The sequence below is a fragment of the Chlorogloeopsis sp. ULAP02 genome, from assembly GCF_038404745.2.
Taxonomy (GTDB): domain Bacteria; phylum Cyanobacteriota; class Cyanobacteriia; order Cyanobacteriales; family Nostocaceae; genus Chlorogloeopsis.
The window spans coordinates 1-14,396 of the sequence record NZ_JAYKTT020000007.1 but is presented as its reverse complement, the minus strand read 5'-3'; the positions used below and the strand labels follow the sequence as shown (position 1 = coordinate 14,396).

The 14,396-nt window shown below is 42.1% G+C and carries 16 protein-coding genes; 9 read left to right on the top strand and 7 right to left on the bottom strand.

Annotation, left to right across the window (positions count from 1 at the left end; translation table 11 throughout):
- Nucleotides 1-10 precede the first annotated feature (10 nt).
- Nucleotides 11-949 (bottom strand): NAD-dependent epimerase/dehydratase family protein, encoded by a 939-nt coding sequence (locus tag U2718_RS05720; RefSeq protein WP_341995779.1) that lies wholly within the window; start codon nt 947-949, stop codon nt 11-13.
- Between the two features lie 86 nt (nt 950-1,035).
- On the opposite strand from U2718_RS05720, the gene U2718_RS05715 reads away from it, so the two are divergent.
- Nucleotides 1,036-1,401, top strand: a complete 366-nt coding sequence (locus U2718_RS05715; protein WP_341995777.1) for a helix-turn-helix domain-containing protein — start codon at nt 1,036-1,038, stop codon at nt 1,399-1,401.
- Nucleotides 1,402-1,647: 246 nt separating this feature from the next.
- Here the strand turns inward: U2718_RS05715 and U2718_RS05710 are convergent, their stop codons facing one another.
- Nucleotides 1,648-2,118 carry a tetratricopeptide repeat protein gene (locus U2718_RS05710; protein ID WP_341995775.1) on the bottom strand — a complete coding sequence of 157 codons (471 nt, stop codon included), beginning with the start codon at nt 2,116-2,118 and terminating at the stop codon, nt 1,648-1,650.
- A 292-nt stretch (nt 2,119-2,410) separates the two neighbouring features.
- Here U2718_RS05710 and U2718_RS05705 point away from each other — a divergent pair, with 292 nt between their 5' ends.
- The 5 genes from U2718_RS05705 (at nt 2,411) to U2718_RS05685 (ending at nt 6,357) form a co-directional block, all read left to right on the top strand.
- On the top strand, nt 2,411-3,670 hold the full coding sequence (locus U2718_RS05705) for a GTP cyclohydrolase II (RefSeq protein WP_341995773.1): 1,260 nt from the start codon (nt 2,411-2,413) through the stop codon (nt 3,668-3,670).
- Nucleotides 3,671-3,789: 119 nt separating this feature from the next.
- Nucleotides 3,790-5,064, top strand: a complete 1,275-nt coding sequence (locus U2718_RS05700; RefSeq protein WP_341995771.1) for a URC4/urg3 family protein — start codon at nt 3,790-3,792, stop codon at nt 5,062-5,064.
- 71 nt (nt 5,065-5,135) lie between these two features.
- Nucleotides 5,136-5,771 carry a uracil phosphoribosyltransferase gene (upp, locus tag U2718_RS05695; RefSeq protein WP_341995769.1) on the top strand — a complete coding sequence of 212 codons (636 nt, stop codon included), beginning with the start codon at nt 5,136-5,138 and terminating at the stop codon, nt 5,769-5,771.
- A gap of 68 nt (nt 5,772-5,839) precedes the next feature.
- On the top strand, nt 5,840-6,061 hold the full coding sequence (locus U2718_RS05690) for an addiction module protein (protein WP_341995858.1): 222 nt from the start codon (nt 5,840-5,842) through the stop codon (nt 6,059-6,061).
- Complete coding sequence (locus U2718_RS05685; protein ID WP_341995767.1) at nt 6,058-6,357, top strand: type II toxin-antitoxin system RelE/ParE family toxin; 300 nt, start codon at nt 6,058-6,060, stop codon at nt 6,355-6,357. Before U2718_RS05690 ends, U2718_RS05685 begins: the two co-directional genes overlap by 4 nt.
- Nucleotides 6,358-6,547: 190 nt before the next feature.
- Here the strand turns inward: U2718_RS05685 and U2718_RS05680 are convergent, their stop codons facing one another.
- The gene (locus U2718_RS05680; RefSeq protein WP_341995766.1) at nt 6,548-7,390 is read right to left on the bottom strand and encodes a prephenate/arogenate dehydrogenase; all 843 of its coding nucleotides are present in this window, start codon (nt 7,388-7,390) and stop codon (nt 6,548-6,550) included.
- A gap of 81 nt (nt 7,391-7,471) precedes the next feature.
- Between U2718_RS05680 and U2718_RS05675 the strand changes: the two genes are divergently transcribed.
- From U2718_RS05675 to U2718_RS05665, 3 genes are all read left to right on the top strand, one after another.
- The gene (locus U2718_RS05675) at nt 7,472-9,034 is read left to right on the top strand and encodes a pentapeptide repeat-containing protein (RefSeq protein WP_341995765.1); all 1,563 of its coding nucleotides are present in this window, start codon (nt 7,472-7,474) and stop codon (nt 9,032-9,034) included.
- A gap of 289 nt (nt 9,035-9,323) precedes the next feature.
- Entirely contained in the window at nt 9,324-9,917 is a 594-nt protein-coding gene (locus tag U2718_RS05670) for a DUF1517 domain-containing protein (protein WP_341995763.1), read from the top strand.
- Nucleotides 9,918-9,987: 70 nt separating this feature from the next.
- Nucleotides 9,988-10,869 carry a hypothetical protein gene (locus U2718_RS05665; RefSeq protein WP_341995761.1) on the top strand — a complete coding sequence of 294 codons (882 nt, stop codon included), beginning with the start codon at nt 9,988-9,990 and terminating at the stop codon, nt 10,867-10,869.
- Between the two features lie 86 nt (nt 10,870-10,955).
- On the opposite strand, the gene aroF is transcribed toward U2718_RS05665, so the two are convergent.
- From aroF to U2718_RS05645, 4 genes are all read right to left on the bottom strand, one after another.
- Entirely contained in the window at nt 10,956-12,014 is a 1,059-nt protein-coding gene (gene aroF, locus U2718_RS05660; protein WP_341995759.1) for a 3-deoxy-7-phosphoheptulonate synthase, read from the bottom strand.
- Nucleotides 12,015-12,416: 402 nt separating this feature from the next.
- Nucleotides 12,417-12,884 carry a PAM68 family protein gene (locus tag U2718_RS05655; protein WP_341995757.1) on the bottom strand — a complete coding sequence of 156 codons (468 nt, stop codon included), beginning with the start codon at nt 12,882-12,884 and terminating at the stop codon, nt 12,417-12,419.
- Between the two features lie 11 nt (nt 12,885-12,895).
- Nucleotides 12,896-13,165: a 30S ribosomal protein S15 gene (gene rpsO, locus U2718_RS05650; RefSeq protein ID WP_289790367.1), complete on the bottom strand. Its 270-nt coding sequence runs from the start codon at nt 13,163-13,165 to the stop codon at nt 12,896-12,898.
- A 135-nt stretch (nt 13,166-13,300) separates the two neighbouring features.
- Nucleotides 13,301-13,885 (bottom strand): hypothetical protein, encoded by a 585-nt coding sequence (locus tag U2718_RS05645; RefSeq protein WP_341995753.1) that lies wholly within the window; start codon nt 13,883-13,885, stop codon nt 13,301-13,303.
- Between the last annotated feature and the right edge of the window lie 511 nt (nt 13,886-14,396).

Here is a 14,396-nt window from a genome sequence, read left to right as displayed (position 1 = left end):
CCTTCCATATCTATGAATTTGATATCTTTTCTAACCAATCAAGCACTGATGAATGTTTAGGTGCCCATCCCAGAAGTTTTCTGGCTTTTTCTGAACGGATACGGCTATTGGAACCAAAAGCAAAGTGAGCCGCCTCTTGCCCCCATTCTTGAAGCGCTTGTTCAATTGTCCAGGTTTGTGCAGTACCCTCAAAGCCAAGTTTACGATGGATTGCTTCAGCAATGTCTTTGAAGCTAGCTTCGCCGTTTTCCAAGAAAAAAAACGATCCGGCTGGCGCTTTCTCAAGTGCAAGCAAGTAGGCGCTGACAAGATCGTCAATATGGACAGTTGACCAAATATTTTCTCCTTTACCAATATATCTAGCTGCCTGATATTTCTTGGCAACTTCGATCATCCAAGGAATTTGAATGCTTTCGGTATGCAACCCCCTTCCCTTACCATAAATTAAGCAGGGACACATAACCACAGAATGTACTCCTTGGATAACTCCCTCAATCACATGAGTATCGATCGCCACTCGCCCAATTTTTTCAAAGCGAATCGGACGTGGAATATCTTCATGAAAAATAAGGGAACTATATTCACCTGCAGCGCGATCTCCAACAACACTCGATCCACTTGTGTGAATCAGTTTTTTATCTGAACCTTCAAGCGCTCGGAGTAGCACCTCCACAGCAAAGGGATCGTCTGCATCTGCGGCATTAATAATAGCATCTGCCGATTGAGCTGTTTGAAAGAGTACCTGTTCATCGCTCAAAGTCCCAATCACAGGCTCAATTCCCTTTAGTTTGAGTAACTCAGCCTTTTCTGTCGATCTACACAAACCCAATACTGTATGTCCGGTAGCCACTAATGCTGTAGCAATTGATCCACCAATATAACCGGATGCTCCTGTTAGAAAAATCTTCATCTGTTCGTCCATTATGTAAGGTGCAACTTGATTATGCAAAATTGCTTAAGATTACGTAAGAACGGATTTTTCTGTGCGTCAGTAACAGGTGTGTTACCAGCCACCAATCTAGGGAGGAGCCTGTAATGAGACACGCATCTTATGATGGAGCACAAGGTTGTTACATAGAAGCTGCTTTAGATGTAATTGCAGATAAATGGAAAGGTGTGATTCTTTATCATTTGCTTAATGAACCGAAGCGATTTAATGAACTTAAACGCACGTTTCCTGAATTGTCGCAGCGGATTTTGACGAGGCAGTTGAGAGAATTAGAAGATGATGGAGTGATTAGTCGAAAAATTTATCCAGAAATACCACCAAAAGTTGAATATTCACTGACAGACTTAGGTAAACAGCTAGAGCCAACTTTACTGTCTCTTGAAAGTTGGGGAATTAAGTATGTTGAAACAATGAAATATTCAAAGAACATTTCGTCAGAAAAGATTGATTAGCAAACTTTGTCTGTTCCCGTGTTCTGCTTGTGCTACTCAGTTTGTACTAAAGGTAATTTTGTCTAGTTTATCATCTTGGTTTTGCCCAAAATAAGTTTGCTTGTTATTAACACAAGCGGTAATCATAACTAGTGCCAATAACAAGTAAAATTATGCTGAATAAATTTGCTTCGATTGAGACTATGAATATTTCACAGTCTTCACTTACAATTCATACAAAACATTGTCTTGAAATTATTTTGTATTTTAACTCAATCGGAGCAGACATTCGAGAATTAGTTTTTGGTTGACCAAGGAGTATGGTTGAATTGCCAAGGCACGACGAAAAGCTCCAACCGCTTTAGAATATTCTCCGAGTGCAGCATAACACAAGCCTAAGCCATGAAGTGCGCCAAAATGGAATGGATTGATCTGAATTGTTACCAGACAATCTGCTAAAGATTTTTCATATTTACCGATGCTATAGTAAAGGTAAGCACGTCGATTCCAGGCTTCAGCAAAGTCTCGTTGCTCGTGGGTTAGTTGGGTTAGCAACGCTTCTGCTTCGTCTGTATGCCCTGAATCCATTAACTTTTGGCTACGTTCAATCATCTCCAAGCCATATATTCCCTTTTGTTGGTACCACAGACGCCAAAGTTTTTTTGTTGCTTGATCGCGTACTGTTTCGTCGGGATTTTTCAATGCTTCAAGTAAAGAACTGACAAATAAAGAATCCATGAATTTGAGGTTAGTGATAGTATCTTTAGATTCTCACAAAATGTTCTCAAAATTTACTTCTTAACTGAGCTTTTAAAATTCGGTTTAAATTGCAAGGTAAGCAAAAAATATGTTAATTGTTGTAGCCTGGAATACGATTTATGGGTGACTCAATCTTTAAAGTCACAAGCCTATAGTCCATAGTTTAAAGTTTTTTGACTCTTGACCATTGACTACTCTGTGTTGCGTTGACTATTGACGATTCAGTGTTAACTGTTGACTAATAAGAATATCCCGAAACAAACAGGTGACTATGCCAAAGCAAAACAGCGTTTCCAGGCATATTGTTCTCACTTCCCATCCCAGCCGAGTTGGCCCCAAACCAATACCTATCAAATGGGGGGCAAGGGATCCAATGGAAAGAGGCCCCGTCATCGCCACGTTGACAAAGCAAGCACATCGTAATGTGATTGGCACCCATTCTGGTAGTTATGCAGTTTACCGTGCCTTAGCTGTAGCCAGGGGTGTACTACAGTCTGATCACAGGGCGGATCTCACCAATACCTCACCAGTGGAGCATATTGGCCCGCATTCAAGTTGGTTTGATCCTGACAAGATTGTCTCCCTCGATCCCTTTGGAGCGATTGTCGGCGAGGTGTTTACATCCTATTATGAACAGGAATATGATATTCGCCCCACCATTGCCATTACTAAAGCTCACATTAATATGCCCGAACTGCAAGAAGCGGTGGCAAAGGGACGTTTAACAATAGATGGCAAAATTATGAAATCTGGTGGCGATTTGGTAGTTACCAAAGCCGCTATTGAACCAGTTTGGTATTTACCGGGAATTGCCAAACGCTTCCAAATTACAGAAGGGGACTTACGCCGCGCTCTATTTGAACAAACTGGAGGAATGTTCCCAGAGCTTGTAACGCGCTCTGATTTAGAGGTGTTTTTACCACCAATTGGAGGCGTGACAGTGTATATGTTGGGTGATATCGCCGCAATTAATGACCCCAATAAACCCCTAGCTGTACGGGTACACGATGAGTGTAACGGTTCGGATGTGTTTGGCTCGGATATTTGTACCTGTCGTCCCTATCTGGTGCATGGTATCGAAGTTTGCGTGCAAACAGCCCAGGAAGGCGGTGCTGGTGTAATTATTTACTGCCGCAAGGAAGGGCGCGCTCTCGGAGAAGTGACAAAATTCTTAGTTTACAATGCTCGCAAGCGGCAAGAAGGAGGCGATCGCGCTGATGCCTACTTTGAACGTACAGAATGTGTAGCGGGCATACAAGATATGCGCTTCCAAGAACTGATGCCGGATGTCTTGCATTGGTTAGGTATTACTCGCATTGATCGGATGGTATCAATGAGTAACATGAAGTACAACGCAATTACGGAAGCGGGAATTAAGATTGTCGAGCGCATACCAATTCCAGAGGATTTAATACCCCAAGATGCACGAGTAGAAATTGAAGCCAAAAAGGCAGCTGGTTATTACACTACAGGAGAGGTGTTAGATTCTGATGGTTTAGGAAGTGTGAAAGGGCGGGGTTTAACAGATTAGTCAATTGTCATTTGTCATTTAGTAGGGGCGGGTTTATTTTAGATATTTCGTCATCCTAGAGAGATTGTTGTTAGAACCCGCCCGTACGGTAGTTAGTTCTTCTCTAAGGATAAATAAGAATGGAAATGGGAACCGCAAAGGAGATGTCGGGCAAGATGCCCGCCCCACAAGCACTAAGGGAAGAAGGGGAGGTTATAGCTTATTTGCGATCGCCTTCTGCAATTCGGGAACGTTGCCAAGAATTGTTTGAGATGGCAGAGGCTAGGCGATCGCCTCATTTTAATTGCAATCTGTCACAGTTGGAACGGGTAGCAGACTATGTAATTGAGGTAATGCACGAACAATACCCAGATCTACACATCCCGTTTCACAGTCGTTGGCGACATTTTGAGGCTGGGGGTATACCGCGTTTAGCTCAGTTGGATGAGAAGTTAGCGGAACTAACACCAACCCAAAAAGCTACTGCCAAGTTTGATTTGGCAATAATTAGTGTTTTATTAGATGCCGGGGCTGGCGAGCACTGGCAATATTACGAACAGGATACGAAACTCGTTTTTAAACGTTCCGAAGGCTTGGCAGTAGCTAGTTTCCAGATGTTTTGTCAAGGCACTTTTTCGAGCGATCGGCATCAGCCCCTGCAAGTAGATGCCCAACGATTGGAAGCATTAACTGAACAAGAATTGGCAGATGGTTTTCAGGCAAATTTAGAAAATCCCTTGGTGGGAATGGCTGGGCGGTTAAACTTGTTACAAAAATTAGGTCAAGTTATACTTGCTTCACCTCAAATGTTTGGGGAACAAAACCCCCGTTTGGGGAATTTGGTAAATTTCCTTTTAGCACAAGTGAAAAACAACCAACTAGCAGCCCAAACTGTGTTAAATGTCGTTTTGGAGGGACTCAGTGATATTTGGCCAGGACGGATAGAAGTTGCTGGAGTAAACTTGGGAGATGTCTGGTATCATCCAGCAGTTAGCAATGATAGCTTGGTGCCATTTCACAAGTTATCTCAGTGGCTGACCTACTCTCTGTTAGAACCACTACAGGAACTAGGTGTAGAAATTACAGGCTTAGATGCCTTAACAGGATTACCAGAATACCGTAACGGCGGATTATGCCTTGACTTGGGACTAATCAACGTCAAAAATCCCAATATTTTTTCCCAGTCTCATTCAGTGACATCGGAAATAATCGTTGAGTGGCGTGCCTTGACTGTGATTCTCTTAGATTACATCGCTACCACAGTGCGAGAAAAATTGGGCATGAGTGCCGAAGAATTACCGCTCGTGAAAATTCTACAAGGCGGAACTTGGACGGCAGGGCGAAAAATAGCTGCTCAACTCCGAACAAGTGGTATTCCCCCCATACAAATAGAAAGTGATGGCACAGTATTCTAGGTTAGTCATTTGTTCTTTATCCTTTGTTACTTGTTGACTAATAATCAATGACTAATGACTAATAACAAAACATGGGAAATCAAGTAATACTCATTGAGCATCCATTAATTCAGCACAAACTGACGCTGATGCGTAAAGCCGAAACTAGCACGGTGAAATTTCGTGTTCTCTTGAAAGAAATTGGTATGTTGCTAGGGTATGAGGTAACGCGAGATTTATCGCTAAAACATGAAAAAATTCAAACACCACTAGCCTCGATGAATGCTCCTATCCTTGCCCCAGAAAAAAAATTAGTCATAGTTTCCATTCAAAGAGCAGGGCAGGGAATTTTGGATGGAATGCTGGAGTTGATGCCATCAGCACGGGTAGGACATATTGGCTTATATCGCGATCCCAAAACTTTGATTCCTGTAGAGTATTATTTCAAAGTTCCCCATGATATAGAAAAGCGAGATGTGCTGGTAGTCGATCCGATGTTAGCAACCGGCAACTCGGCTGTTGCAGCGGTGGAAAGGGTCAAATCTACAAATCCTTTGTCCATTAAGTTTGTTTGTTTGCTTGCTGCACCAGAGGGCATTGAGCATTTCACTGAGGTTCACCCAGATGTGCCTATTTACACAGCAGCTATCGATGAAAAATTAGATGAACACGGCTATATTCTTCCCGGAATGGGAGATGCTGGAGATAGATTATTTGGAACTAAGTAAAAGCTTTGTTTAGGCTTGTAGCCTATTTGGGTTAAAATATTTGCAAGTGAAACCTTAGTATGATGAGTATGCATCCCTTATTAAAGGTTGAAATTTCTCAATTAACTGTAGCCGAGCGAATACAACTGGCAGAAGATTTGTGGGATAGCATCCTCGCAATACCAGAGGTGATTCCAGTGAGTCAAACGCAAAAACGAGAATTAGATAGGCGTTTGGAACTCTTCCGTCAAAACCCAAATCAAGGTTCAAGCTGGCAAGAAATGAAGCAAAAACTGGGCTTTTTTAAATGAATTATAAGTTACTGATTCGCCCAGAAGCGGAGTTAGATATCGAAGAAGCTTATGAGTGGTACGAAGAAGGCAATCCCGGCTTAGGTTATGAATTTATACGTGCTGTTGATGCCTGTCTAGCCTCAGTGGGACGTAATCCTTTGCCGTATCCTGTGGTAAATCAGGAGGTGCGACGAGCTTTGATTCGTCGATTTCCTTACGGAGTTTTTTACTTTTTGCAAGAAGATATCATTACTGTCATTGGGTGCTTCCACGTTAAACGCGATCCACAACAATGGCAAAATCAAAGTGATTGAATGCGATCGCGATTTTTACTTTAGAAAAATATAAGCGATCGCACGGCTACAGAGAAAAATAAAAGCGATCGCCAACTCTTAACTTTTTACCGGTTGTAATTTCTCCTGATTTTGATGCACCTTTACCAGATGACATTCTGAACATTTTCTCAACCCAGCAGATGCTGAATAATGAGAGCATTACTTGAATTTAATCATCAACAAATGCAGTTCTTGCCTGTTGAGTTGATTGCAATTTTTCCTCCAAAACTTTCCAATTTTCCTGTTCAATCAGGCTAATTAATTCATCAAGATTGTGACGATATTCTCGTAAAGACTTCAGCAATTTCTGCCGATTATACTGCGCCATCATCACTCCTAACTCCGGATTTCCACCCCCAACACGACTGGTATCTCTAAACCCGGAACTTGCTAATTTCTGAGCTAATTGCAAAACTTTCGAGTCAGTTTCACTTATACAAGCAGCAATTAAAGAGGCACTCACCATCACAGGTAAATGAGAAATCCAACTCACTGCTTGATCATGGTCTTCTGAAGCACAATGGTAAATACTCGCCCGCAGCTGCCGAACAATTTCTTCTATAACAGTTACTGCTGCTTTTGGAGTTGTTGTTGTTGGCGTTAATACATAAGGTCTATCTACAAATAAATGCCGCTGTGCCGCTTCAATCCCACTTTCGGCTGTACCTGCCATAGGATGCCCGCCGACGAAATTTTCCCATAATGAAGAAATTGCTTGCACTATTGGTGTTTTCACTGAGCCAACATCAGTGATGATTACATTAGAAGGTAGATAAGCAATTAGCTGTTCAACTGTGGGAATAATAAGTCTAATGGGTGTACAAATGAATACTACTTCTGCGGTAACTAGTAGGTTCGTGTCTACTGATGCCTCATCTACGCTGCCTAGAGCGATCGCTTTAGTACAGGTTGATTCCCGGCGACTGACTCCCAAGACATAATGTCCCTGCGATCGCAAATCTAAACCTAAAGAGCCGCCAATTAGTCCGAGTCCTAAAATACCAATTTTCATTGTGATTTTGAAGTTGCATCTTTCAGATAATTTCGACGTTATTGACCGATTATTCAAGTCGGCATCCGGTGAGGTAGCCTAATGACTGTAGAGGAATTACTGGCCAAATATGAAGCGGGAATGAGAGATTTTAGTGGTATCAACCTCTCAGAAGCTAACCTCAGAGGTGTAAAACTTAGCGAGGCTAATTTTAGTCATGCTAATTTTAGTATCGTAAATATGAGTGGTGCAAATCTCAGTGGCTGCAATTTAAGCCATGCCCAGCTAAATGTGGCAAGACTGCGTGGTGCTCATCTTGCCCAAGCTAACCTCAATCATGCCAGTCTCAATGTAGCCAATTTAATTCGGGCAGATCTAAGTCGCGCCCAACTCCAATCAGCCTTGTTAATTCGTGCTGAGTTAATACGTGCTGATCTCAGTCGTGCCGATCTCATGCAAGCAAACCTCAGTAAAGCCGATCTCAGAGGTGCTGCACTTCGACACGCTGTATTGAAACAGGCTAATTTAAACGAAGCTAATTTAAAGGATGCTTTCCTGACAGGAGCCAATTTAGAAGGAGCCAACTTAAGCAACACCGACTTGAGTAAAGCCGAACTGAGCGGTGCCAATTTCCGAGATGCTGAAATGAGACAAGCAAATCTCAGCCATGCCGACTTGACTGGTGCAAATTTGAGCGGTACAAATCTTCGTTGGGCAGATTTAAGTGGAGCCAATCTGCGCTGGGCAGATTTAAGTGGAGCCAAATTAAGTGGTGCTAATTTAATTGGGGCAGATTTAAGTAATGCCAATTTAACAAATACGAGTTTGGTTCATGCCGATTTAACTCAGGCTAAATTAATGAAGGTAGAGTGGATAGGTGCAGACTTATCAGGAGCAACTTTGACAGGCTCCAAACTTTATGCTACCTCCAGGTTTGGTTTAAAAACCGAAGGTGTGATTTGTGAATGGGTAGATCTTAGCCCCGGAGGCGATCGCTCTATCATCCAAAATTTCAACGCCGAAGAAACACGTGACTTTTTTAACGAAACTTTACCCACCATTCGGATTATTGTCGATAAACCTTTAGATCCAGAAGCCAATTTTGCGATCGCTGGTGCTTATTACCAAATTGCTCAACAATATCAGCAATGGCAGCAACCCCCTAGTATGGAAATTGGACGTCGCCGTACAGTTTTTACTTTCCGCGTAGATAGCGATGTCAATTTATTTTCCACTGCTTATCTAGCTATTCTTCCCTTTCAAGACGCTGAAATTACTCAAGACAATATTCATCAAATCTTAGCAATAATACCTGGTGAAGATATGCCTGTCACAACTGCGGCAAATCACCAAAAATTGCAGCAATTGATAGCATTAATTGAAACAGCAAGGGAAAATGCTAATACTATTAAACAAGTAAAAAATATCTGGCAAATTACAGCTAAACTGAACTTTTTCCAAGCACCAACTCAGATAATTTTAACTAATTCTAGTGCTCAAAGCCTGATTATACATTACCACCATAATTTTGGTAAAAAATTTATTGAAAGTTCTGATATCAATACTTCTATTTATGACGAAAATGCTCAAGAAATAGCTAATCAAAGCCTACCTTCTACAAGTCTAGTTATTGATTTTATTAAGGGATTCCACTATATAAGTTAGTGGTTAGTAGTTTGTGGATAGTGCTTAGTGTTTTGTAGAGGTGGGTTTATTTAAATATTTCGTTATTTTACAGAGATTGCAGTTAAAACCTGCCCTTACAGTAGTTAGTAGGGGTGGGTTAAGCGCACTGTAGCACTTGGCGTACAGGTTTATATAGAAGATATTTCATCTATTTAGAGAGATTGCTGGTAAAAACCGCCCGTACGGTGTTAGTGGTTAGTAGTACACTACCAACAACCAACAACTGTCTACTATCTATGAACTACTAACAAATTTTAGGAGATGAAAAATGCGTGATTCCTTTAATCGAATGATAGGTAAGACTCGCTATGTGGTTTGCCGGATCATGCTGCATTTAAGTGGAACTGAGGTAGCACCAATTTTGGGAGTATTAAATCGTGCTGCACGGGAAGCGATCGATGCCGAAGGTGACATGGAAGTTTTAGGAGAAGGATTAGTAGAACTATGCGAAACTTTAATGCGGTACGAAGAAGACTGGCTTTCTGCTGCCAATGAAGGAGATGTATTTTGGAGTGAAGGCGAAGCCGGAGACTATGTAAATGAATTATTTACCGATTCTGCTCAACGATATGGCACCGAACTCGATTTTCATTCTACTTCTGATTACGATGAGTCTTTTTCGGTGCCTGTAACGCGCAATGTCATTGTTATGATTACGGTGGCTTTTGAGGGAGAAGTACCAGAATTAGAAACTGACTTAGCCAATATCACCGCGCTTAAGGAAGGCTTGAAAGCACTAATAGGGTTACATTATAAACATAAACTGCGGGCTATTCAGGTGCATTTCTCACCAGCGCAGTTGGGTGATGAACTCACCAACGATCAACTTTTGCAACACTATCCAGAGTTGATTCCCCTCTAATTTGTACGGTCGTCTGTACTTAGCACAGGCAAGGAGAAATTGTTAAGCTCGGAGATGGGACAATAATAAAATGCTGATGAACATTTTGCGTAAATTTACAGCAGTTTTTTTAACATTAAGTTTGTGTTTGACTACGGTTGCTTGTGGTGGTGGAGCAAACCAAACTACGCCGCCGCAAGCTAGAGACGCTAGTCAAACATCTGAGGTTACTAAGTTGAGTGATGGACAGTACCCAGTGCAGCAAGCTAGCTACAACGATGCTGATGGGGAATACACCCTGTTTTTACTGGGTGCCACACCTCCAACCGTTAGAACCCAAAATTTACAAATGGCGCGGTTGACTGATGAGGAGATTAAGGAAGGTAAGAAATCTTACTTAAAGGTAGAAAATGGACAACCCGTCCTCTACCTAACGGAAGATTTTAAAATTGAGTACATCCACAACGTCACTGAGACTCGCACCGATCCTCAAACCGGACAGCAGGAAACTGTCGTAGTCCGTCGAGAAAATGGTTTTTGGACACCTTTTGCTGGCTCTTTAGCTGGGGCAGTGGCAGGGCAGGCTATTGGTAATGCCTTGTTTAGACCTCATTACTATGTACCGCCTGTGTATCAGCCGGGAGTAATAACTGGTTACGGTGGCTATGGCAGAAGCTATAACGATGCAATTACAAGTTATCAGCGTCGTTACAATCAGCCGCCAGCAGCAGTGAGAAATCGCACAGCTTTCCGTACTACAGGTAACATCAGAAGAACATATCCTAACGGTTCAACAGTACGTACCACACCACGTACTGGTACAAATAGCCGCGCTACTGGTTCGGGCTACGGCGGTAGCACACTCAGACCTTCTGGTAGAACTAACACCACTAGACGCAGTCCTAGTTTTGGTAGTGGAGGTAGCTCCAGCCGCCGAACAACAGGTTTTGGTAGCAGAAGCAGAAGGCGGTAGGTAATTGACGCGGGGACGCGGAGAATACGAGACGCGGAGAAATCCCTAATTTCTCCACGTCTTTAGTTATTGGAAAGAAATAATTTCTATGCTAATGCCACAGCAGGTTGTGGCCAGCGTCCAACAGCTTTACCAATCACTGCTAGTTCTTGCATCAACTGATCGAATGCTTCTGGTGTCAGAGATTGAGGGCCGTCTGATAAAGCTTTCTTGGGATTAGGGTGAACCTCAATCATTAGAGAATCACATCCGGCAGCGATTGATGCCATAGACATAGAAGGTACATAAGCAGCCCAACCAGTACCGTGGCTTGGATCGATCATAATCGGCAGGTGAGTTAAGTTTCGCAGTACTGGTACTACAGATATATCCAGGGTATTGCGGGTGTACTGGCGATCAAAATTGCGAATTCCCCGTTCGCACAAAATCACGTTTGGATTTCCTGCTGCTAGGATATATTCGGCAGCCATTAACCATTCTTCAATTGTTGCTGACATTCCCCGCTTGAGAAGAACTGGTTTTGGTTGCGCTCCCACTTTCTTTAGTAGGGAGAAATTTTGCATATTTCTTGCGCCTACCTGAATGACATCGGCAACTTCCACGATTTTGTCTAAGTCGGCGGTGTCCATTACTTCTGTAATGATGCCCAGTCCACTAGCTTCTCGCGCTGCTGCCAGCAATCCTAAAGCACTCTCGCCATGCCCTTGGAATGCATAAGGCGAAGTCCGAGGTTTGTACGCACCGCCCCTTAAAAACTTGGCTCCGGCTGCCTTAACGCGCTGCGCTGTCTCAACAATCATTTCCTCATTTTCGACGGAACAAGGCCCGGCAACTACTACCAACGGATGGTATTCGCCAATAACTACAGGCCCGTCGGGAGTATTAACTACTACCTCAGAAGCTTCTCCATGACGGTATTGACGGCTAGCTCGTTTGTAAGGCTGTTCTACCCGTAGTACTTGCTCAATCCAGGGGCTAACTTCCTGAATTTGTAGCGGATCTAAGTCGGCAGTTTCGCCCACCAAACCAATTACGACTTTGTGCTTACCAACAATTTTTTCTGGTGTTAGCCCCCAGGTGTTAAGTTCCTCGCTGACGCGGTTGATTTCCGCTTCAGGAGAACCAACCTTCATAACTACAATCATGTTATGTTCCCTAATAAGTTGTTTTGATTTTTAAAATTGTTTGCTAATTATTAGCTACTAAATAAGTAGAAGACAGAGAGCATTAGACGCTTTTGCCATAAGGCTTTGAATTAGCTAACAACTTCCCCACTTAGAAAAAAGGCTTTTCCATCTGTTTCTAGAAGTTGCCATTTTATATTTAATTATGTCCACCTACTTAATAGGTAATAGCTAAAAATTAAATAAATATAGCGCTCAGTTTTTATGCTACTAAAAATCGGGTACAAAAAAGCAAGATAAATTAGTTAATAATGTTGAAGTTTAAATATTAAATTTAATCACTTCAACATTTTTTAATCGACCCAATTCCCTAGAAATTAAAATTTCCAGGTAGCAATTGTTTGAACACCTGAGCGCCAAAAATCATATGTTCTTTTGCCGAGTTTCACGCCAAGCTGCGAGCATCCGCCCCCAATTGGTGGTAAACTCACTCCATCCCAACAGAGTACCCACTCTGTCTTCATCCCAAGAAGCAGAGAGGACACCGTAAGTGATTCCTAGTACCCCCAAACCAAAAAAGCCCATATTTACGAGCAATACGGCAACAGGAGGTAGTTTAATTCCGGCGTAGATTAGTAGCAGATAACTGCATACTAGAGAGGCAATACCCAAAGCTGTTGGTACTCCACAGAAGCTAGCAACGCGACGTATCATTCGTTGACTAACTACCTGAGGAATTGCAGTTTCTTCTTTGGTATACTTTGGTTTCTTCTTTTCTTTATTTCCAGATTCTTGTTTAACAGCAGTCGAGTTACTTGGAGCTTTGGCCGGTTTTTGGCGCTTTTTCTTCGGTTCAAAGGGCAAGCGATTACCTTCAGTTTCAGCAGACATAGGCGGTAGTTTTAACCACGTATACCGAGACGAGCAATCAAAGCTTGATAGTGTTCCCGGTTTTCCTTCTGAATATAGGATAGAAGACGTTTGCGCTGACCGATCAGCTTCAACAATCCCCGACGAGAAGAAAAATCTTTTTTGTTGGCTTGGAGATGTTCGCTGAGGCGGTTAATCCGCTCTGTCAACATAGCTATTTGGACATCAGCAGAGCCAGTATCGGTTTCGTGGACTTGGTATTGAGAAATTATCTCCTGTTTGCGCTGTTGCGTTAGAGCCATGATTCAATGAATTATCTAAAATTTATGCAGCAGTCTCTCATATTATCACAGCCATCATGCTGTATGCTAAGTGAGTCATATTGGCACTGCTGTAAAAATAGATGCAGGATACAGGATGTGTTTCATTAACTATTCCTAGCCGCGAGTCTTCTCAAGCAGAAGCATCATGATCAAACTTAACAACACTTGTTTTTCTTCGCGATCGCTGAATTGATCGACGGCTTTGATGGTAAATTTTCTAGAAACAAATGAGGGAATTTTTTCTAGACGCATCACCACAGTACCATCTGTACGGCTGACTAAGTAGACAGGGTTGAACACATAACCACTGAATATCCCCACAATGGGAATTTCCGCAAACAAAGCATCCATAACTTTAACCCAAGGGTTTTTTTCTTGGATGTATAAAGTGGATGTCTCGCCATCAAAGATGTCATAACGTGCTCGCCACAGAGATTTTAGTCCTCTTCTTTTCACCGCACCGATATAAGTTCCGTTGCTGTCGGTAAAATCGTAGCGAGCTGAAAAGTCAATTATGCGATCGGCTTTAATGTAGTAGAGTGAATTGTTTCGCTCTGCATCAGCAAAGACGGTAATTGCTTCCTTGAGCTTAAAAAGTTTCTGTTTGACGTAAAATACGAAATTTCCTTGATTATCAATCACTGAGATTTGTGGTGCAAATGCCCATAACTTAAATGTAAGTTCAAAAGGATAATGCATACGTATAAAAAAAGTAATATTTCTTACTTTATTAATCCCAAATATGTGAGCTGAATAACAAACAGATTTTTCGTATTCAGGACTTACGCATGAGTTACGGAAGAATCAACCGCAGAGAACACAGAAAACACGGAGAAAAGAGGGCTTTAGAGGAATTTTGCGTAAGTCATAGTATTGAGTCAAACGTTGTAAGTGGTTAGGCAAAATTAGAGTTACGGGTAGAGGTAAGGGATCTGGGAACAGCGTAATTATTCTTAAAAATAACTAAAAAACCCCTCAAGTTCATTGCAGCAAAGGTACTTAGGGGTTTAATAAAACTGCTATCTTTCTTTATATTTACTTTTAGTTGCCAAGTGAAATCATTCAGTATCCACAGCGAGCTTGCAAAATCTAGTTAGAGGTTTGTACATTAACAAGCGATTGTGTCCCTTCTCACACGTGTCTGCCGAATGCGACTGACTATTCCATAGGAATTACTTTAATTTTCCTGTGTATATAGTGGTGATTTATC

Bases quoted from the DNA above. Each gene is read 5' to 3' on its own strand.
- aroF (WP_341995759.1), bottom strand. From the start codon at position 12,014: ATGATTGTAGTTATGAAGGTTGGTTCTCCTGAAGCGGAAATCAACCGC.
- U2718_RS05700 (WP_341995771.1), top strand. From the start codon at position 3,790: ATGGAAATGGGAACCGCAAAGGAGATGTCGGGCAAGATGCCCGCCCCA.
- U2718_RS05655 (WP_341995757.1), bottom strand. From the start codon at position 12,884: ATGTCTGCTGAAACTGAAGGTAATCGCTTGCCCTTTGAACCGAAGAAA.
- U2718_RS05670 (WP_341995763.1), top strand. From the start codon at position 9,324: ATGCGTGATTCCTTTAATCGAATGATAGGTAAGACTCGCTATGTGGTT.
- U2718_RS05710 (WP_341995775.1), bottom strand. From the start codon at position 2,118: ATGGATTCTTTATTTGTCAGTTCTTTACTTGAAGCATTGAAAAATCCC.
- U2718_RS05715 (WP_341995777.1), top strand. From the start codon at position 1,036: ATGAGACACGCATCTTATGATGGAGCACAAGGTTGTTACATAGAAGCT.
- upp (WP_341995769.1), top strand. From the start codon at position 5,136: ATGGGAAATCAAGTAATACTCATTGAGCATCCATTAATTCAGCACAAA.
- U2718_RS05705 (WP_341995773.1), top strand. From the start codon at position 2,411: ATGCCAAAGCAAAACAGCGTTTCCAGGCATATTGTTCTCACTTCCCAT.
- U2718_RS05665 (WP_341995761.1), top strand. From the start codon at position 9,988: ATGCTGATGAACATTTTGCGTAAATTTACAGCAGTTTTTTTAACATTA.
- U2718_RS05690 (WP_341995858.1), top strand. From the start codon at position 5,840: ATGCATCCCTTATTAAAGGTTGAAATTTCTCAATTAACTGTAGCCGAG.
- U2718_RS05645 (WP_341995753.1), bottom strand. From the start codon at position 13,885: ATGCATTATCCTTTTGAACTTACATTTAAGTTATGGGCATTTGCACCA.
- U2718_RS05675 (WP_341995765.1), top strand. From the start codon at position 7,472: ATGACTGTAGAGGAATTACTGGCCAAATATGAAGCGGGAATGAGAGAT.
- rpsO (WP_289790367.1), bottom strand. From the start codon at position 13,165: ATGGCTCTAACGCAACAGCGCAAACAGGAGATAATTTCTCAATACCAA.
- U2718_RS05685 (WP_341995767.1), top strand. From the start codon at position 6,058: ATGAATTATAAGTTACTGATTCGCCCAGAAGCGGAGTTAGATATCGAA.
- U2718_RS05680 (WP_341995766.1), bottom strand. From the start codon at position 7,390: ATGAAAATTGGTATTTTAGGACTCGGACTAATTGGCGGCTCTTTAGGT.